Raw genomic sequence first — 21,684 nt, forward strand, 5'->3', positions numbered from 1 at the left:
TGACCCTACAGAACGACACAACCATCTCCAAGCAGACCATGCAACGTCCCCAGCGCAAACCGTTGCTGAGCATGGCGGCGGAGATTTCCGGCTCGACCTATCTCTTCATCGCCATCTGCGCCTTCCTGCTCTTCATCGCGGCGTGGTTCCTGGCGACCGGGCTTGGCGTGGCGAAGCCGATCTTCCTGCCCTCGCCCGCCGCCGTCGTTGCCAAGCTTGGAAAGCTGGCCGCCGATGGAACGCTGGCCAGCGATATCGGCAACAGCGTCTACCGCATCATGGTCGGCTTCCTCATCGCCTCGGTGATGGCGTTGGCGACGGCCATCCTGATCGGCGCCTACCGCTTCTGGGAAGCGGCGATCGAACCGTTCCTCGACTTTGTCCGCTACATGCCGGTCGTGGCCTTCGTGCCGCTGACCATCCTGTGGAGCGGCACCGGCGACATCCAGAAGTTCCTGATCATCTGGATCGGCACCTATTTCCAGCAGGCGCTGATGTTCAAGGACAACATCAAGCGCGTTCCCACGGACTTCATCGGCTTCGGGCGAACACTGGGGATGAGCGATTTGCGCGTGCTGATGCGCATTGTCGTGCCCTCGGCGATGCCGCAGATCTGGGACACGCTGCGCATCTCGCTGGGCTGGGCATGGACCTGGGTGACGCTGGCCGAACTGGTCGCCGCCAATTCGGGGCTTGGCTACCGGATCACGGTCGCCCAGCGCTACCTGCAAACCGACATGGCGATCGGATACATTCTGGTGCTCGGCATACTGGGGCTGGCGACGGACCAGATCATGCGTTTCCTCGGTCGGCATTTCTTCAAATATGAGAGGAAGTCCTGACATGCAGGCGCATCCCAAGCTGAAGATCTCGCATCTGCAAAAATCGTTCACGAACGGACGTTCGACGATCAGGGTGCTTGACGACATCAACCTCGAAGTCGGCGACAACGAGTTCGTTTCGCTGGTCGGCGCGTCGGGCTGCGGCAAGAGCACGCTGCTGTCGATCATCGCCGGCCTGCAGGACTATGAACAAGGCGAGATGCTGGTCGACGGCAGTCCGATCAACGGGCCGGGCCGCGACCGTGGCGTCGCCTTCCAGTCCTACACCTTGCTGCCATGGCTGACGGCACTGCAGAATGTCGAGTTCGCGCTGCGCGAGACCGGGCATGATGCCAAGGACATCCCCGAAGTGGCGCGCCAGCATCTCGACCTGGTGAAGCTCTCGCGCTTTGCCGACAGCTTTCCGAGCCAGCTTTCCGGCGGCATGAAGCAAAGGGTCGCCATTGCGCGTGCCCTCTCCTACCGGCCGAAGATGCTTCTGATGGACGAGCCTTTCGGCGCGCTCGACGCGCTCACCCGTGGCCAGATGCAGGAACTGCTGATGCAGATCTGGCAGGAGCATCGCCTGACCGTGATCTTCGTCACCCACGATGTCGAGGAGGCGGTCTATCTGTCCGATCGCATCTTCGTCATGGGCCTCAACCCTGGTCGCATCAAGGAGTGCATCACCGTGCCTTCCATAAGGCCGAGGCCGACCGGCATTCAGCATGACCGCGACGTCCTCGAACTTCAGGCGCAAGTGCTGAAGTCCATTCGCGAAGAGACCCGCCGCGCCGAGTTCGATTGAGCGTCAGGCCAGGAGCGGCCCATCGTTTCAACCAGAGCGGCGCGGCGAATTCCGGCGCCTGACGAAATGGACTAGGGTCGAGCCCGCCGCGATCCGCGAGGGCGGCGGCAACCTTTCTGCGACGGTGGCGATGATCATCTTCGAGCCAGCGAGCGAGGCGGTTCTCGAGAAAGCGAAAAAGGCCGCAGCCGCGCGCTAAAGGACGGCATTCGTACCGGAGAGCGGAAGCGCTACTCGCCCCGGCTGCTTTGCCGACACAGCTTGCGGCGCCGCGATCGAAGCGTCTATCATACGGTGACAAATTGCTCGCCGGAGTCCCGCCGTGCTCCGCCCAGACGGGATTGTCCGCGGTTATCAGGGGTAGATTTCAGAACGAATGAAGTAGTGCCCCGCCAATGGCCGACAGAACACAATTCGGGTTGAGCGCGGTCGACACCGTGCCCCTGCATGAGAAGGTCTATCTGGAGCTTGTGCGGGCCCTGATGTCCGGTCAGTTCACGCCCGGACAGAAGCTGACCTCGCGCAAGCTCGCCAAGGAACTCGGCACCAGCGACATGCCGGTGCGCAGCGCCTTCATGCGGCTGCAGGCGCTGCGGGCGCTGAGCCCGATGCCGAACGGCAGCGTCGAGGTACCGGTGATCTCCGCCGACCGGTTCTCGCAGTTGACCGCCGTGCGTACAATCCTCGAAGGCTCGGCGACGGAGCTCGCGACAAAGCTTGTCAACGGCAACAATCTGAGGACGATCCGCCGCCATTGCACGGAATTGACCTTGGCTGCGCGCAAGGGCGATATCGGTGACTATCTCAGGAAGAACTACGCCTTCAAATTCTCGATCTATCGTCATTGCGGCAACGAGCAGCTGATCTTCCTGGTCGAGACCGTGTGGATGCAGGTCGGCCCCTTCCTCAGGAATCTCGCCATGGGGTTCGAGGACGATCTCTCCTTGATCCTCGCCATCGACTATCACGAGGAAATCGTCGCGGCGATCGAGGCGCGGGACGCGGCGCGCGCCCGCGCGGCCATCGTGCGCGACATCGACGAGGGTGCCGCACACATCCTGCGGCAGGCCAGATTTCCGGACGCCAGAACCTAGGATTCCGGCAACAGCCTTTCGAACCCAGAGGCCGATCATGCCGGCTCGGCGGCGAACCCGGCACACCGAATGCCCCTTGGCTTTCCACCCTCTTGTCTCTATGTTGCGATCGCAGATCGCGCAATTGGTTTTGAAATGCCTCCCGACATCCCAGCTAGTGACTTGAAAAAATAAGGAAAAATTCCCGGCGGCGGCCGGATATTTTTCCGAAAACTCACAAGCATCTTTACCAGGGATAGCGCAGCCGGCACGGCTTGGGCGCCTTCGAAAACCAGAGGTTTTAAAATTGAGCGATGCAGTTGCGGACGTTCTGAGCTGGCTTGAAAGCAGAAACGACATCCAGAGCCTGAGGGCGGCGGTGTGCGACCTCAACGGCGTCATGCGGGGAAAACGCATCCCGGTCGAGCAGGCCCGCAAGGCGCTCGAAGGCAAGCTGCGCATGCCCTACTCGCTGATCGGGCTCGACATCTGGGGCGAGGACATCGAAGGCAACACGCTGGTTTTCTCGACCGGCGATGCCGATGGCCTTTGCCAATGGACGGGACGCGGCATCCTGCCGGTGGACTGGACCGCGCATCCGACGGCGCTCGTTCCTCTCTGGCTTGCCGATGAGAGCGGCGCGCCCTATCTCGGCGATCCCCGACGAGCGCTGGCCCGTATCCTCGACCGCTACAAGGCGCTTGGCCTGACCCCGGTCGCGGCGACCGAACTTGAATTCTATCTGGTCGATCCGCAGTCGCAGCGGCCGGTCGGACCTGTCTCGCCGGTCACAGGACGGCGTCTCGATTCCGATGCGGCATTGTCGATCGACGAGATCGACGACTTCGAAGCCTTCATCCACGACGTCTACGAGGCCTGCCGGGCGCAAGGCATTCCCGTCGACACGGCGATTGCCGAAAACGGCGTCGGCCAGTTCGAGATCAACCTCAACCATGTCGCCGACGCTTTGCGGGCGGCCGATGACGCCGTGCTGTTCAAGCGCACGGTGAAGGGCATTGCCCGCAAGCACGGCTTTGCCGCCTGCTTCATGGCGAAGCCCTATGGCGACCGTGCCGGCAACGGCTTTCACGTCCATTTCAGCCTCGTCGACGCTGAAGGCCGCAACGTGTTCGACGACGGCACGGATCAGGGCTCGGAAACCATGCGCCACGCGGTCGGCGGCCTGCTGGCCGCGATGGCCGAGAGCACCTTGGTGTTCGCGCCGCATTTCAATTCCTACCGCAGGCTCCGCCCGCGCTCCTATGCGCCGACCGCGGTCGCCTGGGGCTACGAAAACCGCATGGTCGCGATCCGCATTCCCGGCGGCCCGACCGGGGCGCGCCGCATCGAGCATCGCGTGTCGGGAGCGGACGCCAATCCCTATCTGGTGCTTGCCGCCATATTGGGCGCGGCCCTGATCGGCATCGAAAGACAGATGTCGCCGGGCGAGCCGACAGGGAACGACGGACAAGGCGTGACACCAGCCAAGCTGCCGCCGGACTGGGCCTCCGCGATCGCCACCTTCGAAAGCGGGACCCATGTGGCGGAAATCTTCCCGTCGATCCTGCGCGACTCCTTCGTCGCCTGCAAACGCCAGGAATTGAACACCTTTGCCCTCAATGTCAGCGACTTCGAGATCGAGACCTATCTCGAGAGCGTCTAGCGCAACTAACCATCGGCATTGGAGCTTCGTCGGCCTGATCGCGCCGCATCTTGTCCGGCTCGTCGGCTTTTCCCGCGCACGGCTTCACCTCGCCGGCGCGATGCTTCTGGACGCCCTGCTGATGATCGTCTCGGACTGGCTGTCGCGCATGGCGGCCTTTCCCTACGAACTGCCTGCCGGTCTGTTCGCTTCACTGCTCGGCGGCCCGTATCTTGTCTACCTGCTTGCCAGGGGCGCGGCGCGCCAAGGCTGAGCGCCTCGAACTCCCGGGATCATTCGGCCTTCAGCACCGAGACCGCCGCCTCGCTGTTGTGGACATAGTCGTTGGCGTCGGGCTGCTTCTGCACCAAAAGGATGAACAACAGGTCGGTCAGCGTCAGCTGCGCGTCGCGCGCGGTGATGGAGGAGGAGCGCGCTCGCTCCTCGTCGGCGATGGTGTAGAGGCGGATGTCGGCGACACGGCTCAGCGGATTGTCGTGCAGGCCGGTAACGGCGATCACCATCGTGCCGCGCCTGTGGGCAAGCTCGGCGATGCGCAAGGTCTCGATGCTGGCGCCGGAATAGGAGAGCGCGAACAGCACGTCGCCAGGTCCGAGCGTCGCGGCATTGGCCATCTGGATGTGGCTGTCGCTGTCGTGCAGCACATTGCGGCCGAGCTTCATCAGCTTGTAGGAGAAGTCGCGCGCCACCAGCGAGGAGGCGCCGACGCCGACCAGATGGATGCGGCGCGCGCCATCGAGCAGTTCCAGCGTGCGGGAAATGATGCGCTCGCTGTTGGCGGCGACGGTTTGCTGCATCGACAGCAGCTTGCTGCCGATCAGCTTCCTCAGGATGACCGGATAGGTGTCGCCGACCTCGATCGAACCGTGGATGACACCGGCCGGCACCTGCCAGTCCTGCGCCTTGGCCTCGCTGACGGCGAGCTTGAGCTCCTGGTAGCTGGCATAGCCGAGCTTCTGGCTGAACTTGACGACACTCGACTGGCTGCGGCCGATCTTGGCCGCAAGGGCGGCCGTCGACAGGCGCAGCATCTGGTCGGGATTGTCGACGATGTACTGGCCGATCTCACGATCACCTGGCGCCATGCCGTCGAGCTTCGCATTGATCGTCTTGAGAACGGACATGAACCCTCTGGAGCGTTTCGGTGCTGAGAGGAATAAAATATTCCAAATTCGATTGACAGCCAAGAATGCGGAATTAATTCTCGAACCGGACCGGCCAGGTTCGGAATCGGATGGACCTTCCGGAGAGACCGGACCCGCCGCCCGGCTTCGACATACAAGGGTTCAGCCATGGACAGATTGCGGATCGTCGGCGGACGAAGACTGGAAGGCGCGGTCACCATATCCGGCGCCAAGAACGCGGCCCTGCCGCAGATCGCGGCTGCCCTGCTCAGCCCCTACCCGCTCGAACTGACCAACCTGCCCGATGTGACCGATGTCGAAAACATGCTCGGCGTGGTGCGGCTTCACGGTGCGGACGTGACACGGTCGGCCCACGCCGCGACGATCGATACGAGTGCCGCCGTTTCGAAGGAAACGTCTTATGACACGGTGCGGAAAATGCGCGCGACGGTGCTGGTGCTGGCGCCGCTTCTGGCCCGTTTCGGTCATGCGCGGGTTTCGCTGCCCGGCGGCTGCGCGATCGGCGCGCGGCCGGTCGACATGCATGTCGCCGCGCTTGCGGCACTGGGCGCCAGGATCGCCATCGAGAACGGCCTGATCGTCGCCTCCACGCCGAACGGGCTTCTCGGCACGCGCATCGTGCTCAGCTCGCCATCGGTCGGGGCAACCGAAACCGCCATGATGGCGGCGACCATAGCCAGGGGCGAAACCGAGATCCTCAACGCGGCACGCGAACCGGAAGTGGCTGATCTCGCCGCTTGCCTCAACGCGATGGGCGCGCGCATCGAGGGCGCCGGCACGCACCGCATCCTGATCGCCGGCGGCACCAGCTGGCACGCGGCCCGGCACGACATCATACCGGACCGTATCGAGGCCGGCACTTATGCGATTGCCGCGGCGATCACCGGCGGCCAGCTTGAGCTCACCCAAGCCCGGCTCGAACACATGGCCTCGGTGGTGCAATTGCTGGAGGCCACCGGCGTCAGCGTCTGGCCGGGCGACCGTGGACTCATCGTGTCGCGCGACCGGCCACTCAAGGCCGCCGATCTTACGACGGAGCCCTATCCGGGTTTTCCGACTGACCTGCAGGCGCAGTTCATGGCGCTGATGTGTTGCGCCGACGGGGCCTCCCTGCTGCGCGAGACCATCTTCGAGAACCGCTTCATGCATGTGCCCGAACTGATGCGGCTCGGCGCCAACATCAAGCTGCAAGGCACGATGGCTTTGGTTCGCGGCGGCGAGAAACTGCATGGCGCGCAGGTGATGGCCACCGACCTGCGCGCCTCGGTGTCGTTGGTGCTGGCGGCGTTGGTCAGCGAAGGCGAGACGATCATCAACCGCGTCTATCATCTCGACCGCGGCTATGAGCAGCTGGACCGCAAGCTGCGCCTTTGCGGCGCCGACATCGAGCGGCTGAGCCCATGAGCGGCCCGGACTGTTTTCTCGGCGTCGACGGTGGCGGCACCGGTTGCCGGGCCCGTATCGAGGATGCGGAAGGCAACGTGCTGGGACAAGGCCTGTCCGGCCCGGCGACAACGCGGCTCGGCATCGAAGCGGCATGGGCCTCCATAGCCAAGGCCTTTGGCGCGGCACTCGAGGAGACGGGTTTCGGGCCGGCCGAGACCGCAGGGATTCGCGCCGGCATCGGCCTTGCCGGCATCGGCCGCAAAGGCGCGCTGGGGGCGTTGCGGGCGATCGCGCATCCCTTTGCCAGCATCGACTTCGTCAGCGACGGGGTCGGCGCTTGCCTGGGTGCGCATTCCGGCCAGGACGGCGCCATCGTCATTGCCGGGACTGGCTCGATCGGGCTCGGCTTTGTCGAGGGGCGCGACCTGCGTGTCGGTGGTTACGGCTTTCCGATCTCCGACGAAGGCAGCGGCGCCGATCTTGGGCTGAAGGCCGTGCAGCTGGCGTTGCGCGCCCATGACGGCCGGCACGAGCGGACGGCGCTGCTGGCGGAGGTGATGCAGCGCTTCGACGGCGACCCGACGGAAGCGGTCGCCTGGATGGACCGCGCCAGCGCCACGGATTACGCAGCCCTGGCGCCCATGGTGATGCGCCACGCCGACCAGGGCGATCCGGCCGGACGGCGCATCGTGCAAAGTGCCGCCGAGCAGATCGACACGTTGGTGCGGGTGCTGTTCGAGAAAGGCGCACCGCGTATAACCCTGCTGGGCGGCCTCGCCAGCCCGCTCGAACCCTGGCTTGCGCCCGATGTCCGGCGCCGGCTGAAACCCGCCGACGGTGACGCCGTATCAGGAGCGATCATCCTTGCCAAACGATCGCACCGCGCACGGTAAGCTTCACTGAAAAGGAATAAAATATTCCAGATATTTGTTGACGATGTGAATATCAAATTCTAAAAAGTTAACGAGGGAAAACTGATCGGGCCGGCCGGAGCGTCCCTGAGTGCTGGCGCCGGTTGGGGCCGTGCTCGACGCCGGTCGTGCGACAGGACTTTTTGAAAGCATTGGAATGACGGAACAAGGATTGATGTCCGAGCTGGACCGGCTGGTTTCCGAAGGCCGCAACCCGCGCACCGTCGACATAGACCTGCTGCCGACCATCGATGTCCTGCGCAAGATCAATGACGAGGACAGGCTTGTCCCCGCGGCTGTTGAAAAGGTGCTGCCGGAAATTGCCGCAGCGGTCGACCGCATCGTGCTCGCCTTCCAGAAAGGCGCGCGGCTGATCTATATCGGCGCCGGCACTAGCGGCCGGCTCGGCGTTCTCGATGCTTCGGAATGCCCGCCCACTTTCGGCGTGTCCGAAGATATGGTGATCGGCTTGATCGCCGGCGGACCCGACGCGTTGGTTCGGTCGACGGAAGGCGCGGAGGACGATCCGAGGATGGGGGCGCGGGCGCTGCAAGATATTGGCCTCACGGCCAACGATGTGGTCGTCGGCATCGCGGTCAGTGGGCGCACGCCCTATGTCATCGGTGGATTGACCTATGCGAAGCAAGTGGGCGCAACGACGGTCGCCTTGTCGTGCAATCCGGCGTCGACCATTGCCGGCATCGCCGACATCGCCATTTCGCCGGTCGTTGGCCCCGAAGTCCTCACCGGCTCGACCCGGCTGAAGTCCGGGACCGCGCAGAAACTGGTGCTCAACATGCTGACCACGGCCTCGATGATCCGCATCGGCAAGAGTTTTCAGAACCTGATGGTCGACCTCAACCCGTCCAACAAGAAGCTGGTGGCGAGGGCAACCAGGATGGTCATGCAGACGACGGGCTGTACGGTACAGCGGGCCAAACAGGCACTTCATCAGACAGGTAACGATGTGAAACTGGCGATCCTGGTGACGATCACCGGCATGGATGTCGAGGCGGCTCAGGCCGCCCTCGCGAAGGCCGGAGGTTTCCTGCGAAGGGCGATCAGCGAGAGCGCGGTGTGACACCGCTTGAGACAAGACGGCGCGAAGCCGCATAGACTGGGCCGATACTCCAAAGCGTGTGTGTCTTGGAAGCGGCTCGCGGAAACTGCAAGGCATCAAGTCAAATCATAATGGGAGACGAAAATGATAGGGCATCTCACAAGAACGCTGCTGTCGGGTATCACCCTGGCAGCGATGCTCGGCATCGCGACGGTTCCGACGCAGGCGGCGACGTTGCACATGGCCTGGTCGCAAGACGCCACCGGGCTTGATCCGCACAAGCAGACGGCATTCTCGTCGCTGCGGCTTTTGGAACTGATCTATGAGCCGCTGGTGCGGGTCGATGCCAGCCTGCGGATCATTCCAGCCATCGCCACGTCCTGGGAGTTCTCCAAGGACGGCAAGGAACTGACCTTCAAGCTCGACCCCAAGGCGAAATTCCAGGATGGCGCGGCCGTCACCTCAGCCGATGTCAAGGCCTCGTTCGAGCGCATCCTCGACGAGAAGACAGGAGCGGCGGCCCGCGCCAACTTCCTGTCGATCGCCGGCATCGACACGCCCGATGCGGCGACCGTCGTGTTTCATCTGTCACAACCCGACGTGCCGATCCTGACGGCGATGAGCGACGTCAACGCGGCGATCGTCCCGGCCAGCGAAATCAAGGCCGGCTCGATCGGCACCAAGGCGCTCGGCTCCGGCCCGTTCAAGCTCGACAAATGGGATCCCAACGCCAAGGAAGTGCTGAGCGCCAACAAGGGTTGGGCCGGTGGCGCGACCGGCGTCGACGGCATCGAGATCAGCGTGCTGCCTGACGAGGCCGCGATCCTTGCCGCCATGCGCACCAAGCAGATCGATTTCGCGCTGCTCAACGACCCGCTGGTCGCCACGCTGGTGCCGAAGGAAGCCAGCCTGCAGCTGAACCGCGTGCCGGTTCTCGCCTACCACGTGCTGCAGCTCAACCCTTCGCGCAAGCCGATGACCGAGCTCAAGGTGCGTCAGGCGATCTCCTGCGCCATCGACCGGCAGGAGGTGCTGGACACCGCCTCGCTCGGCGAAGGCAAGGTCACCGGACCGCTGACCATCCCGGCGCTGGCGACCGATCCGAGCCAGCTGTTCTGCTACAAGCGCGACGTGGAAAAGGCCAAGAAGCTGATGGCCGAGGCCGGTTTTGCCGATGGCTTTTCGGCGACCGTGATCGGCGCCACCGGCGAGCCGCCGACGGCGGCGGCGGAAGCACAGGTCATCCAGTCGCAGCTCGCCGAAATCGGCGTCAAGCTCGACATCAAGATGATGGAGCTCAACGTCTATGTCGATGCCTGGCTGAAGGGCGATTTCGACATGGCGATCGCGCTCAATGGCGGCCGCGCCGACCCCTACACCATGTATAACCGCTACTGGACCAAGGCAGGCAATCTGCAGAAGGTGGCGAACTACATCGACGATACGCTGGACAGCCAGATGCAGCAGGGCCGCGCCGAAACCGACCCGGCCAAACGCAAGGCGATCTTCGCCGCGTTCGAGAAGCACCTCGCCGAGGTGTCGCCCTGGATCTGGCTCTACACGTCCTACAGCTACACGGCCCAGCAGAAGAACATCGCCGGCTTCGTGCCGACGCCGACGGGCACGCTGTTCAGCCTGAGCAAGGTTACCATCCAGCAGTAGCCCTGCCAGGCACTAGAGCCGGATGATTCAGGCCGAATCGACCTGAAATCTGAATCCGCCTCTAGATCAAAGGGATAGAGCATGATGTCGTCCGAAAACCGCTTCACACTTTTCGGCATCATGCTCTAGACGAGAGGTATCCTTCGCGTGAACTATCTGATGCGGCGACTGGCGACGTTTCCTCTCGTCCTGCTTGGCGTGTCCATCCTGGTCTTCGTGGCGATCCGGATGGTGCCGGGCGATTCGATCACGGCGATGCTGGGCACCGAAGCCGGCCTGCTGACGCCGGCGCAGCGGGATGCGCTCGCCGCCTATTTCGGCATCGACCAGCCTTGGTTCGTCCAGTACTGGCGCTGGATCGGCGGCATCCTGCACGGCAATATCGGCATCTCCGTCACCTATGGCAGGCCGGTTCTCGACGTCATTCTCGAGCGATTTCCGCTGACGCTGGAACTGGCTCTGCTGTCGATGATCATCGCGCTCGCCGTCGGCATGCCGGCCGGGATCTATGCCGCCACGCATAATGAAAAGCCATCCGACCTTGGGGTGCGCATCGTCGCCATGATCGGCCAGTCGACGCCGAGCTTCGTGCTTGGCCTCTTGATCATCTACGCGCTGTCGGCCGGCTTCGGCGTGCTGCCGGCGATGGGCGAATTCGCGCCGCTCTGGCAGGATCCCTTGCGCAATCTCAGCCAGCTGATCCTGCCCGCCATCACGCTCGGCTTCGCCTTCGCCGCGTCCGTCACCCGCATATCGCGTTCGGCCATGCTCGACGTGTTGAGCGACGATTATGTGCGCACCGCGCGCAGCAAGGGCGCGCCGGCGCGCAGCGTCATCTGGCGGCATGCCTTGCCCAATGCGCTGATCCCGGTGGTGACGCTGAGCGGCATCGAATTCGGCTATCTCCTGGGCGGCGCCGTCATCGTCGAGCAAATCTACGCGCTGCCCGGGCTTGGACGCATGGTGCTCGACGCCATCCTGCAGCGCGACTACGCTCTGGTGCAGGGCAGCGTGCTGTTCATCGCCTTCAACTTCATGATCGTCAACCTCCTGGTCGACCTCGCCTATGTCGGGCTCGATCCGCGCATCCGGCTTGGAGAGCAGTGATGCGTATCCTGCGCGCCATTTTCGGCCATGGCAGCGGCCGCATCGGAGGCGTCATCGTCGGCATCTACCTGCTGATCGCCATCCTCGGCCTCGCCGGGCTGACGCCGCACAATCCGATCACGCAGTTCCGCGTCGACCGGCTGCATGCGCCAAGCGGCGCCTACTGGATGGGCACCGATTTGTTCGGCCGCGACGTGGCCAGCCGGCTGATGGCGGGCATCGGGCAGTCCTTCACGGTCGCCTTCTTCTCGGTTGCCTTCGCGACCCTTGCCGGCACGGTTCTCGGGCTGGCGGCAGCCTGGCTCGGACGCCGCTGGGACGGCGTGGTGATGCGCATCATGGACGTGCTGCTGGCCTTCCCGGCGATCCTTCTGGCATTGCTCATCGTCACCGTCGCCGGGCCGGGCACATGGACCAGTGTCGTCGCCATCGGCATCGTCTACACGCCGATCTTCACCCGCGTGGTGCGCGGCCCTGCTTTGTCGCTCAAGGCGCGCGAATTCGTCGACGCCGCGCGCACCTTCGGCAGCAGTTCGAGCTACATCGTCACGCGGCACCTGCTGCTCAATCTGGTGGCGCCGCTGACCGTGCAGGTGACGCTGGCGCTGGCCTGGGCGCTGCTGACCGAAGCCGGCCTGAGCTTCCTCGGTCTGGGAACACAGCCGCCCGCCGCCTCGCTCGGCCTGATGCTGAGCGACAGCCGCAATCTGATGGAGACCGCGCCCTGGCTGATGATCTTTCCAGGCCTGACCATCATGATCAGCATCCTTGGCTTCAACCTTCTGGGCGACGCCTTGCGCGATATCCTCGACCCCAGGATGCGGAGGGCGCCGGCATGACGCCGCTGCTGTCCGTCCGCGATCTGCGCGTCGGCTTCGGCCGCAATCCTCAAGCCAATGAAGTGGTGCGCGGCGTCAGCTTCGACCTCGCCGACGGCGAAACACTGGCCATTGTCGGCGAAAGCGGCTCCGGCAAATCCGTCACAGCGCTGTCGATCAACCGGCTGATCGATTTCGGCGGCGGCCGCATCATTGGCGGCTCGATGAAACTGAAGCGTACCGACGGCAGCCTCTTCGACCTGATGGCCGCCACCGAACCGCAACTGACCGGCATTCGCGGCGCCGAGATCGGCATGATCTTCCAGGAGCCGATGACATCGCTCAACCCGGTTCTGACCATCGGTACGCAGATCGAGGAATCGTTTCGCCTGCACCGCGGGCTGACCGGCAGGCAGGCCACGGCCGCGGCCAAGGATGCGCTCGACCGCGTGCGCATTCCCGACGCAGCGCGGCGGCTGAAATACACGCCCAACCAGTTGTCCGGCGGCATGCTGCAAAGGGTGATGATCGCCATCGCGCTGGCCTGCAATCCACGCCTGCTGATCGCCGACGAGCCGACCACGGCGCTCGACGTCACCGTGCAGGCGCAGATCATGGCCCTGCTGGCCGAACTGAAGCGCGAGACAGGCATGTCTGTCATCTTCATCACCCATGATATCGGCCTCGTTGCCGGCATCGCCGACAAGGTGATGGTGATGCAGAACGGGCAGGCCGTGGAGCAAGGCGAGCTAAACCAGATCCTCGATCACCCGCGGCATCCCTACACGCAGCATCTGCTGCAGGACGTGCCGCATTTCGCCAACGGAAGCGCTACGCGCGCGGACGGACAGCGCGCCGGGGACGCACATGCAGAACCGGCCTTGAAGGTCGACGGACTGGTCGTGAGGTTCCCCCTCAAGAGTAATTTCTTCAGTCGCGCCACCGGCGCCGTGCACGCCGTCGACGGCGTCGATTTCGACCTGATGCCGGGCGAGACCTTGGCCATCGTCGGTGAGAGCGGTTCTGGCAAATCGACAACCGCGAAGGCGGTTCTCGGCCTGGTGCGCGCGACACGCGGCAGCTTCTCGGTCGGCACCCGAGCGGCTTCCGCCGAGCGCGGCACCAAGCCCGTGCAGATGGTGTTCCAGAACCCCTATGCCTCACTTAACCCGAGGCTGACGATCGAGAGCATCCTGGCCGAACCGGTGATCGCCACCAGCGGCCGGGTGAATGCGGAAACGCTGGCGAGGATGGCGAACCTTCTGGAACGCGTCGGCCTGCCCAGGAACAGCCTAGGGCGCTACCCGCATGAATTCTCCGGCGGCCAGCGGCAGAGGCTTTGCATTGCCCGCGCGCTGATGCTCAATCCGTCGGTCGTCGTTCTCGATGAAGCAGTGTCGGCGCTGGACGTCTCGGTGCAAGCCAAGGTGCTGGAGCTGCTGGTCGACCTGCAGCGCGAGTTCGGGCTGGCTTATCTCTTCATCTCGCACGACATGGCTGTCGTCGAGCGGATCGCTCATCGCATCGCCGTCATCTATGCCGGCCAGATCGTCGAGATCGGCGACGCGGCCTCGGTGCTGTCAAAGCCGAAGCATTCCTATACGAAGAAGCTGATATCAGCCGTTCCAACCATCGAGCGGCGGCGTGAGCATTTCGAACTGGACACACGCCAAGTGCCTTCGCTTGTGCGTCCTCGGGGATTTGAACCGACGCCGGCGCGGTGGGAGCAGTTTGGGCCGGACCATCGAGCAAGGGTTGAGGCGTGACTTCAGTTCCCTCCAGCGATCTTCAACAGCTCTTCGACCGGGTGTTTGCGCCACTAGCAGCAGCTGTATCCGCCAAGCGTATTCCCGGCGGCGTGCTCGGCATTGTCGACAGCAATGGCCACCGCATCGCCAGGGCGATCGGCTCGGCGCAGTTGGTGCCGAGGCAGCGCTCCATGCAGGTCGAAACCTGGTTCGACCTTGCATCGCTGACCAAGGTCATCTTCACCACGCCGCGCATCCTGGCGCTGGCGGAGGACGGCGTCATCGATCTCGACGCGCCGCTGATCTCGGTTCTGCCTGACCTTCGCCAGTATGACGCAGGGGCCTGGGAGCGGCAGGTGACGTTTCGCCAATGCCTCGGCCACCAGACCCCGTTCCCCGCCGTCGAGCCGATCTACACTTACGGGCGTGACCCCGACCTGCTGCGCGCCTTCATCCTGCAGCGCGAATGGCGCGCCCGTGACCCCGTCTATTCCGACATCAATTTCATCCTGCTCGGCTTTGCGCTGGAACGGCTTTCGGGCAACACCATCCGCGACCTGGATCCTGGCCCCGGCTTTGCATGGTCAACGGAGCCGGATGTCGCCGCGGCGACCGAGGACTGCACCTGGCGTCATCGCGTGCTGTCCGGCGAAGTCCATGACGATAATTGCTCGGCCCTGCAGGGTGCAGGTCATGCCGGCCTGTTCGGAACGGCCGCTTCGGTGCTGGATTTCGCGCAGGAGCTGCTGACCGGCGCTTCCAAGAATTCGATCGCGCTGATGCGCACGCCCTTGTCCGCCACTCGTACTCATGGCTGGGAGCGCCCGTACGAGGGCTGGTCCGGCGGGTCCTTGTGCAGCCCGGGAACGATCGGCCATACCGGCTTCACGGGCACCGGACTGTGGGTCGATTTCGACAGAGGCAGGGCCTGGACCTTGCTCACCAACCGGATCCATCCGACACGTCATTTCGACAGCGGAATCGCTTCGCTGCGGCAGACGGTCGGCGATCTCGTCAATGGACTCTAGGAGCTAGATGATGGAACCAATCTGGGCTGTCGGCCTGATGACCGGCACCGTGCTTGACGGCAATATCGACGTCGCGCTGATCAAGACCGACGGCGAGCGGATCGACGATTTCGGCACGTATCGGCTGATGCCCTATCCCCAATCGATCCGCTCGCTGCTGGAAGAGACGCTGACGGCCGCACGGGCCTGGAACTTCGTCGGGCCGGAACCGGCGATCTTCCGCAAGGCCGAGGAAGCGCTGACGCGTGCCCAGTCGGCAGCGGTGAAGGAATTGGTCGAAGGCTACGGCATGACGATGGCCGATATCGGCGTCGTCGGCTTCCACGGCCAGACCGTGCTGCATCGCGCGCCGCAGGTCGGACGGCTCGGCCAGACCCGGCAACTCGGCGACGGCGAGCTGATGCACGCCATCTTGGGCACCAAGGTGGCCTATGATTTCCGGTCGGCCGACATGCGCGCCGGCGGGCAAGGCGCCCCCCTGGCCGCGGCCTATCACACCGCGCTGATGCGCAGCGCTGGCGCCAGCGGCGAGGTCGCCGTGCTTAACCTCGGCGGCGTCGCCAACATCACCTGGTGGGACGGCGCCGACAATGTCGTCGCCTTCGACACCGGCCCCGCCAACGCACCGCTCAACGATTTCATCAAGTCGAGGGGGCTAGGCGAAATGGACCGCGACGGCGCGCTTGGCCGGGCGGGAACGGTCGACGAGGCAAGGCTCGCCAAGCTGTTGCAGCATCCTTATCTCAGCAAGCCCTATCCCAAATCGCTGGACCGTTTCGACTTCGGCGCCGCCATGGCCGATGGCCTCAACGTCGAGGATGGTGCGGCCCTGCTCACCGCCTTCACCGCCGGCGCCGTCGGCAAGGCCCTCGACCTCTTGCCACACCGGCCGAAGAAGCTGGTGGTCAGCGGCGGCGGCCGCCACAATCCGACGATGATGGCCATGCTCGCCAGCCGCGCCGGTGTCGAGGTGGTGCAGGCCGAAAGCCTCGGCTGGAGCGGCGACGCGGTGGAGGCCGAGTGTTTCGCCTTCCTCGCGGTGCGCGTGCTGCGCGGCCTGCCGATCAGTTTTCCGAGCACCACGGGTGCGCCGCAGCCGATGCGCGGCGGAAAGCTTGCCGGTTAAACCAGTTTCTTCTGCAGGAAGATGCGGCTGCGCCCGACCGGAAAATCGGCCAGCGTTCCGAAGGGCTGATAGCCCTGGCGCCGGTAGACCTTGTCGGCGTTCGGGTTGAAGGTGTCGATCAACGCGCCGTGGCAACCGCGCGCCACGGCTTCCTGTTCGGCCGCGTCCAGCATCTTGCCGGCCATGTGCTGGCCGCGCAGCCTCTCGTCGACCCACAGCCATTGCACGTAAAGCCAGCCCCAGGCCGTGTAGCCCGAAATGCCGGCGACAATCGCGCCATCCTCGTCACGCACGAACACAGCCAGCGGTTTCCTTTCGGACGCGCCGACATCGCCATCGTTGAACACCGTCAGGCGCTCGCCGAGAAAGGCCAGTTCTTCCGGCAAGGGGTTTGCCGTTGTTTCTAGGTTCGTCTTCATGGCTCTTTCCGGAAAGCTCGGCTGGATGGGAGTGAAGCGTTACGAGGCGCAAAGCCCTGGCGCAATGTCTATGTCGGCTCTCGAACAGGGTGCGGATCTCCGCCATTGCGGAATTCGGATGCGGCGATGCCGTAGCGCTTGAGCTTGTCGTAGAATGTCTTGCGCGGCACGCCGAGCGCGTCGATGGCCCCGCGCACATCGCCACCATGGTCGCGCAGCGCATCGCGGATGAGCTGTGCCTCATATTGCCCGACCCGCTCCGGCAACGCCGCCGAGGGTTCCGCAAGCCGCGCGGGCGCCTCGGCTTCGTCGTCCGGGCCGAGACCGAGCGCCACGCGATCGGCAAAATGGGCGAGCTCGCGCACATTACCCGGCCAGTCATGCGACTGGAGATGATCGCTTACCGCGGCGTTCACCTTTGCGACCGGCCGACCGAAGCGCTCCGCCGCCTTGCCGAGGAAATGCCCGAACAGCATGGGGATATCGCCGCGCCGCTCACGCAGCGGCGGAATGCGCAGCGTCACCACGTTGAGGCGAAAATAGAGGTCCTCGCGGAAGTCGCCGCGCTGGTCGGGCCGGCCGAGATCGACCTTGGTCGCCGCCACGACCCTGAGATCGAGGCGCCGGGTCTCGTTCGAGCCAAGCGGGGTCAAGCTGCGTGTCTCCAGCACCCGCAGCAGCTTGACCTGGAGAGCCGGCGGCATGGATTCGATCTCGTCGAGGAACAGCGTGCCGCCGCTGGAATGCTCGACGCGGCCGATCCGCCGCCGCTGCGCGCCGGTGAACGCTCCGGCCTCGTGGCCGAACAGCTCGCTTTCGATGACGGTCTCGGGCAGAGCACCGCAGTTCAACGCCACGAAGGGCTTTGCCCGGCGCCGGCCCCACCGGTGCAGGAGGTCGGCCACCACTTCCTTGCCGGTCCCGGTCTCTCCTTCCACCAGCACATCGACATCCATGTCGGCGATCTGGCGCAAGGTTTCGCGCAGGCGGCGGATCGAGGGCGCTTCGCCGATCAGCGGCAGGCCGTCGGCAGCCTGTGCCGCGGCTTCACGCAGGCGCCTGTTCTCCATCACCAGCCGTCGCTTCTCGCTCGCCCGTTTCAGCGCCTCGACGAGCCGATCGCCGGCATAGGGCTTCGGGATGAAATCATAGACGCCGTCCTTGAGCGCGGCGACGGCAAGGTCGACATCGCCATGCCCGGTGACCAGGATCACGGGTATATCAGGGTCGATCGCCTTGATGCGATCGAACAGCTGCAGCCCGTTCATGCCCGGCATGCGGATATCGCTGACGACGACGCCATCGAAGTCCCTGTCGACGACAGCAAGCGCTGCCTCCGCGGCGTCGCGCGCGACCACCGTGAAGCCGGCGAGTTCGAGCAATTGCGTGGTGGCGTGCAACAGGTCGGCATCGTCTTCGACGAGCGCCACCAGCCCTGGTCCCTCGTTCATTCAATTCGCCTCAAATCAATGGTGAAGGATGCCCCGGCGGCGCTGTCGGGATCGAGCCGCAGCGTGCCGCCCAGTTCCTGGGCGATCTCCTGCGAGATCACCAGCCCGAGGCCGAGCCCTTTCTCCTTGGTGGTCTGGAACGGCATGAACAGATTGCCCGCCGCTTCCGGCCCGAGGCCGGGACCGTTGTCGCGCACCGAGATCAGCACCCTGTCGTCGCGCTCGGCGAGATCGATCTCGATGCGGGGATCTGGCTGGTCCTTCATGGCATCGAGCGCATTCTGCAGCAGGTTGACCAGGATCTGCTCCAGCCGGATGCGGCTTGCCATCACCATCGGCGATGCATTGCCGCGTGGCTTGACGATGGTGACGCCGGAATCGCGGATGCGGCCGGAGAGCAACGACAGTGCGCCGTCGATCGCCTCGCGCACCGGCAGCGGCGAAGCGGCGACACCGGGCCGGCGGGCGAAAGTCCGCAAGGTGCTGGTGATGGCGCCAATGCGTTCGGTCATCGAGACGATCGACGTCAGATTGCCGGTTGCCGGTTCTGTCTTGCCGCCTTCGAGAAAGCGGCCGGCATTCTCGGCATAGGTGCGGATCGCGGCGACCGGCTGGTTGATCTCATGCGCGACGCCCGCGGCAATCTGGCCTAGGATGGAAAGCCGGTTGGCCTGGGCGAGATCGTCGCGCAGCCGGCGGACCTTGGCTTCGGCGCTCTCACGCTCGGCGATTTCGCCGGCGAGTGCCGAGTTGGAGCGTGTCAGTTCGGCGGTTCGCGAGGACACCCGGCTTTCGAGCTCGGCATTCATGCGCGCCAGCGCCTCTTGCCGCAGCCGGCGTGCGCGGCGGCGTCTTGTGAGCACATAGGCAAGCAAGCCGGTCAGCAGCAGCCCAAGCAGCGTCGTCAGGCGCGCCGTGTTGGCGGCGGACGAGAGGGCGGCGTCGGCCGGCGTCAGCAGCCAGAGGCGCCAGCCCGGGACCGCATCGGGCAGGCCCTGCACCACCTCGACGAACTGGCGCGGCTTTCCCGAGCCCTCGATCGTCGCCAGGCCGTCGCCGGCAGCGCGCCGCATCGGCAGCGGTTCGAAGGCGGCATCGGCCAATTGCAACTGCTCGTGGGCAGCGGCGGCATCTTGGGCGGAGAGCGGCGCCAGCGCGTGAAACCGCCATTCGGGCTCGCTGGTGGCCAGAACGACGCCGCGTTCGTCGGTGACGAAAACCAGGAACCCGCTGGAGCGCCAATTGGCCTCGACACCGTCGAGCTCGACCTTCAACACCACGACGCCCAGCGGCTTGCCGTTGTCGTCGACGCGACTCGAAAGATAGAGACCCGGCCGGCCGCTGATCGTGCCCAGGCCATACTGGCTGGCGGAGCCTTTCGCCATTGCCTCGTTGAAATAGTGGCGGAAATTATAGTCGATGCCGACAAAGCTGGTCGGCTCGCCGGCATTGCTGGCCGATATCGCGATGCCCGCCGTGTCGATGACGTAGATGGCGGAGGCCGAGGCATCGCCGGCGATCGCCTTGAGCTTGTCGTTGAGAGCCGCTTCCTGCATCGTCCCGGCCCGGCGCAAGGCCCCGCGCACCGCGTCGTCGCGTGCCAGCACCAGCGGGACGAGGCGCTGTTTCTCGATTTCGCCTGTCAGCGTCCCCGCCGCCAGCGGCAGGGCGGCAAGTGCCGTGTCGCGCAGGTCACTGGTCGCCTGGCCGGTGGCGATGCGTCCCGCAATGGCGATCGCGCCGGCCAGTATCGCAAGGGCGATAACGACGATCAGCCAGCGGCCTTCGCGCAGCCGGCCAACCGCCTCGCGCAGCGCTTCGCCGCCGGCGAACCCGGCCGAGCCGCTATCAGTGCGTGCCTGCGGCGTCTGCCTCTCCCTTTTCTCGCGGCCTTGTGGCCACACTCTAATGCGAAATTCCGCCCAGGCAAACGCCTCCTGTGCGGAAATCCGCACACGCCTCCACCGAAGGCAGCCGAAGAATGCCCGGAATCCCGGGATTCCGGGCTTTCCCCGATCTGGCACAGCGCTTGCAAAACTCCCTCCAGCGGCGGGCGACCGGAACGCCGCGATGGGAGAAGTCACGCAGGACGGGTTCCGTCCATCCGGCCAGGGAGAGTTCGATGCACATCGCAGACCAACCGGGCGCGGCCGCCGCGCAGCGCAAGCCCCTCTATGCCCAACTCTACGTGCAGGTGCTGGTGGCGATCACCGTCGGCATCCTGCTCGGCCATTACTATCCGTCGATCGGCGAGAGCATGAAGCCGCTCGGCGACGCCTTCATCAAGCTGGTCAAGATGATCATCGCCCCGGTCATCTTCCTGACGGTGGCGACCGGCATCGCCGGCATGAGCGACCTGCAGAAGGTCGGCCGCGTTGCCGGCAAGGCGATGCTCTATTTTCTCACCTTCTCGACGCTGGCGCTCATTATCGGCCTCATCGTGGCCAATGTCGTACAGCCGGGCGCCGGCTTCAACATCGACCCGGCAACGCTCGATGCCTCGACCGTCAACACCTATGCCGCCAAGGCGCATGACCAGTCGGTCACCGGTTTCCTGATGAACATCATTCCCGGCACGATCGTCGGCGCCTTCGCCGATGGCGACATTTTGCAGGTGCTGTTCTTCTCGGTGCTGTTCGGCATCGCGCTGGCTCTGGTCGGCGACAGGGGCGCGCCGGTGCTCAACTTCCTGCAGGCGCTGATGGCGCCTATGTTCAAGCTGGTCAGCGTCTTGATGAAGGCCGCCCCCATCGGCGCCTTCGGCGCCATGGCCTTCACCATCGGCAAATACGGCATCGGCTCGGTCATCAACCTCGCCATGCTGGTCGGCACATTCTACGCGACGTCGCTGCTGTTCGTGTTCGTCGTGCTGGGTGCGGTCTGCCGTTACAACGGGTTCTCCATCCTGTCGCTGCTCCGCTACATCAAGGAAGAGCTGCTTTTGGTGCTGGGCACTTCCTCGTCGGAAGCCGCCCTCCCCTCGCTGATGGAGAAAATGGAGAAGGCCGGCGCCAAGCGCTCGGTGGTCGGCCTGGTCATCCCCACCGGCTATTCCTTCAACCTCGACGGCACCAACATCTACATGACGCTGGCCGCGCTGTTCATCGCGCAGGCGACGAACATCCACCTGTCGATGGGCGACCAGATCCTGCTGTTGCTGGTTGCCATGCTGTCCTCGAAGGGTGCCGCCGGCATTACCGGCGCGGGCTTCATCACGCTCGCCGCGACGCTTTCGGTGGTCCCCTCCGTGCCGGTCGCCGGCATGGCGCTGATCCTCGGCGTCGACCGTTTCATGTCGGAGTGCCGGGCGCTGACCAACTTCATCGGCAACGCCGTCGCCACGCTGGTGGTCGCGCGCTGGGAAGGCGAACTCGACGAGGCCAAGCTGGCGAGAGCCCTGGCGGGTACGGCCGACGACAGCCTGCCGGCGGACATCGTTCCAGCCGAGTGATCCCGCG

19 protein-coding genes are annotated in these 21,684 nt (G+C 64.7%); 15 read left to right on the plus strand and 4 right to left on the minus strand.

The window, feature by feature from the left end; translation table 11 throughout:
• Positions 1-38: 38 nt before the first annotated feature.
• The 5 genes from EB230_RS26780 (at position 39) to EB230_RS26800 (ending at position 4,618) form a co-directional block, all read left to right on the plus strand.
• Positions 39-842, plus strand: coding sequence for an ABC transporter permease (locus tag EB230_RS26780; protein WP_172375173.1), 804 nt, complete (start codon positions 39-41; stop codon positions 840-842).
• Position 843: 1 nt separating this feature from the next.
• The gene (locus EB230_RS26785) at positions 844-1,629 is read left to right on the plus strand and encodes an ABC transporter ATP-binding protein (protein WP_246738853.1); all 786 of its coding nucleotides are present in this window, start codon (positions 844-846) and stop codon (positions 1,627-1,629) included.
• A gap of 395 nt (positions 1,630-2,024) precedes the next feature.
• On the plus strand, positions 2,025-2,723 hold the full coding sequence (locus EB230_RS26790) for a GntR family transcriptional regulator (protein ID WP_056564449.1): 699 nt from the start codon (positions 2,025-2,027) through the stop codon (positions 2,721-2,723).
• A 286-nt stretch (positions 2,724-3,009) separates the two neighbouring features.
• Positions 3,010-4,365, plus strand: coding sequence for a glutamine synthetase family protein (locus EB230_RS26795; RefSeq protein WP_172374251.1), 1,356 nt, complete (start codon positions 3,010-3,012; stop codon positions 4,363-4,365).
• On the plus strand, positions 4,322-4,618 hold the full coding sequence (locus EB230_RS26800) for an iron chelate uptake ABC transporter family permease subunit (RefSeq protein ID WP_246738854.1): 297 nt from the start codon (positions 4,322-4,324) through the stop codon (positions 4,616-4,618). The genes EB230_RS26795 and EB230_RS26800 overlap by 44 nt, the downstream gene beginning before the upstream one ends.
• Before the next feature lie 19 nt (positions 4,619-4,637).
• Here EB230_RS26800 and EB230_RS26805 read toward each other — a convergent pair whose 3' ends face one another.
• Positions 4,638-5,489 (minus strand): MurR/RpiR family transcriptional regulator, encoded by an 852-nt coding sequence (locus tag EB230_RS26805; RefSeq protein WP_172374252.1) that lies wholly within the window; start codon positions 5,487-5,489, stop codon positions 4,638-4,640.
• Positions 5,490-5,657: 168 nt separating this feature from the next.
• On the opposite strand from EB230_RS26805, the gene murA reads away from it, so the two are divergent.
• The 9 genes from murA to EB230_RS26850 all read left to right on the plus strand — a co-directional run bounded on the left by murA (position 5,658) and on the right by EB230_RS26850 (position 16,356).
• Entirely contained in the window at positions 5,658-6,914 is a 1,257-nt protein-coding gene (gene murA, locus EB230_RS26810) for a UDP-N-acetylglucosamine 1-carboxyvinyltransferase (protein ID WP_056564457.1), read from the plus strand.
• Positions 6,911-7,789 (plus strand): N-acetylglucosamine kinase, encoded by an 879-nt coding sequence (locus tag EB230_RS26815; RefSeq protein ID WP_172374253.1) that lies wholly within the window; start codon positions 6,911-6,913, stop codon positions 7,787-7,789. Before murA ends, EB230_RS26815 begins: the two co-directional genes overlap by 4 nt.
• Before the next feature lie 175 nt (positions 7,790-7,964).
• Positions 7,965-8,888: an N-acetylmuramic acid 6-phosphate etherase gene (gene murQ / locus EB230_RS26820; protein ID WP_172374254.1), complete on the plus strand. Its 924-nt coding sequence runs from the start codon at positions 7,965-7,967 to the stop codon at positions 8,886-8,888.
• A 123-nt stretch (positions 8,889-9,011) separates the two neighbouring features.
• Positions 9,012-10,529 carry an ABC transporter substrate-binding protein gene (locus EB230_RS26825; RefSeq protein ID WP_172374255.1) on the plus strand — a complete coding sequence of 506 codons (1,518 nt, stop codon included), beginning with the start codon at positions 9,012-9,014 and terminating at the stop codon, positions 10,527-10,529.
• A 147-nt stretch (positions 10,530-10,676) separates the two neighbouring features.
• Positions 10,677-11,636 (plus strand): ABC transporter permease, encoded by a 960-nt coding sequence (locus EB230_RS26830; protein WP_172374256.1) that lies wholly within the window; start codon positions 10,677-10,679, stop codon positions 11,634-11,636.
• Positions 11,636-12,475: an ABC transporter permease gene (locus EB230_RS26835; RefSeq protein ID WP_056564472.1), complete on the plus strand. Its 840-nt coding sequence runs from the start codon at positions 11,636-11,638 to the stop codon at positions 12,473-12,475. The genes EB230_RS26830 and EB230_RS26835 overlap by 1 nt, the downstream gene beginning before the upstream one ends.
• Positions 12,472-14,220: an ABC transporter ATP-binding protein gene (locus EB230_RS26840; protein ID WP_172374257.1), complete on the plus strand. Its 1,749-nt coding sequence runs from the start codon at positions 12,472-12,474 to the stop codon at positions 14,218-14,220. The genes EB230_RS26835 and EB230_RS26840 overlap by 4 nt, the downstream gene beginning before the upstream one ends.
• Complete coding sequence (locus EB230_RS26845) at positions 14,217-15,230, plus strand: serine hydrolase (protein ID WP_172374258.1); 1,014 nt, start codon at positions 14,217-14,219, stop codon at positions 15,228-15,230. Before EB230_RS26840 ends, EB230_RS26845 begins: the two co-directional genes overlap by 4 nt.
• A gap of 10 nt (positions 15,231-15,240) precedes the next feature.
• Entirely contained in the window at positions 15,241-16,356 is a 1,116-nt protein-coding gene (locus tag EB230_RS26850) for an anhydro-N-acetylmuramic acid kinase (RefSeq protein WP_056565685.1), read from the plus strand.
• Here the strand turns inward: EB230_RS26850 and EB230_RS26855 are convergent.
• The 3 genes from EB230_RS26855 to EB230_RS26865 all read right to left on the minus strand — a co-directional run bounded on the left by EB230_RS26855 (position 16,353) and on the right by EB230_RS26865 (position 20,130).
• On the minus strand, positions 16,353-16,775 hold the full coding sequence (locus EB230_RS26855; protein WP_056564481.1) for a GNAT family N-acetyltransferase: 423 nt from the start codon (positions 16,773-16,775) through the stop codon (positions 16,353-16,355). The two genes, EB230_RS26850 and EB230_RS26855, sit on opposite strands and share 4 nt — an antisense overlap.
• A gap of 68 nt (positions 16,776-16,843) precedes the next feature.
• Positions 16,844-18,226 carry a sigma-54 dependent transcriptional regulator gene (locus tag EB230_RS26860; protein ID WP_172374259.1) on the minus strand — a complete coding sequence of 461 codons (1,383 nt, stop codon included), beginning with the start codon at positions 18,224-18,226 and terminating at the stop codon, positions 16,844-16,846.
• Positions 18,223-20,130 carry a sensor histidine kinase gene (locus tag EB230_RS26865; RefSeq protein ID WP_246738855.1) on the minus strand — a complete coding sequence of 636 codons (1,908 nt, stop codon included), beginning with the start codon at positions 20,128-20,130 and terminating at the stop codon, positions 18,223-18,225. The genes EB230_RS26860 and EB230_RS26865 overlap by 4 nt, the downstream gene beginning before the upstream one ends.
• A gap of 218 nt (positions 20,131-20,348) precedes the next feature.
• Between EB230_RS26865 and EB230_RS26870 the strand changes: the two genes are divergently transcribed.
• Complete coding sequence (locus tag EB230_RS26870) at positions 20,349-21,677, plus strand: dicarboxylate/amino acid:cation symporter (RefSeq protein ID WP_172374261.1); 1,329 nt, start codon at positions 20,349-20,351, stop codon at positions 21,675-21,677.
• Positions 21,678-21,684: the final 7 nt, after the last annotated feature.

Origin of the sequence: Mesorhizobium sp. NZP2234, from assembly GCF_013170765.1 — a bacterium.
Lineage (GTDB): Bacteria > Pseudomonadota > Alphaproteobacteria > Rhizobiales > Rhizobiaceae > Mesorhizobium > Mesorhizobium loti_D.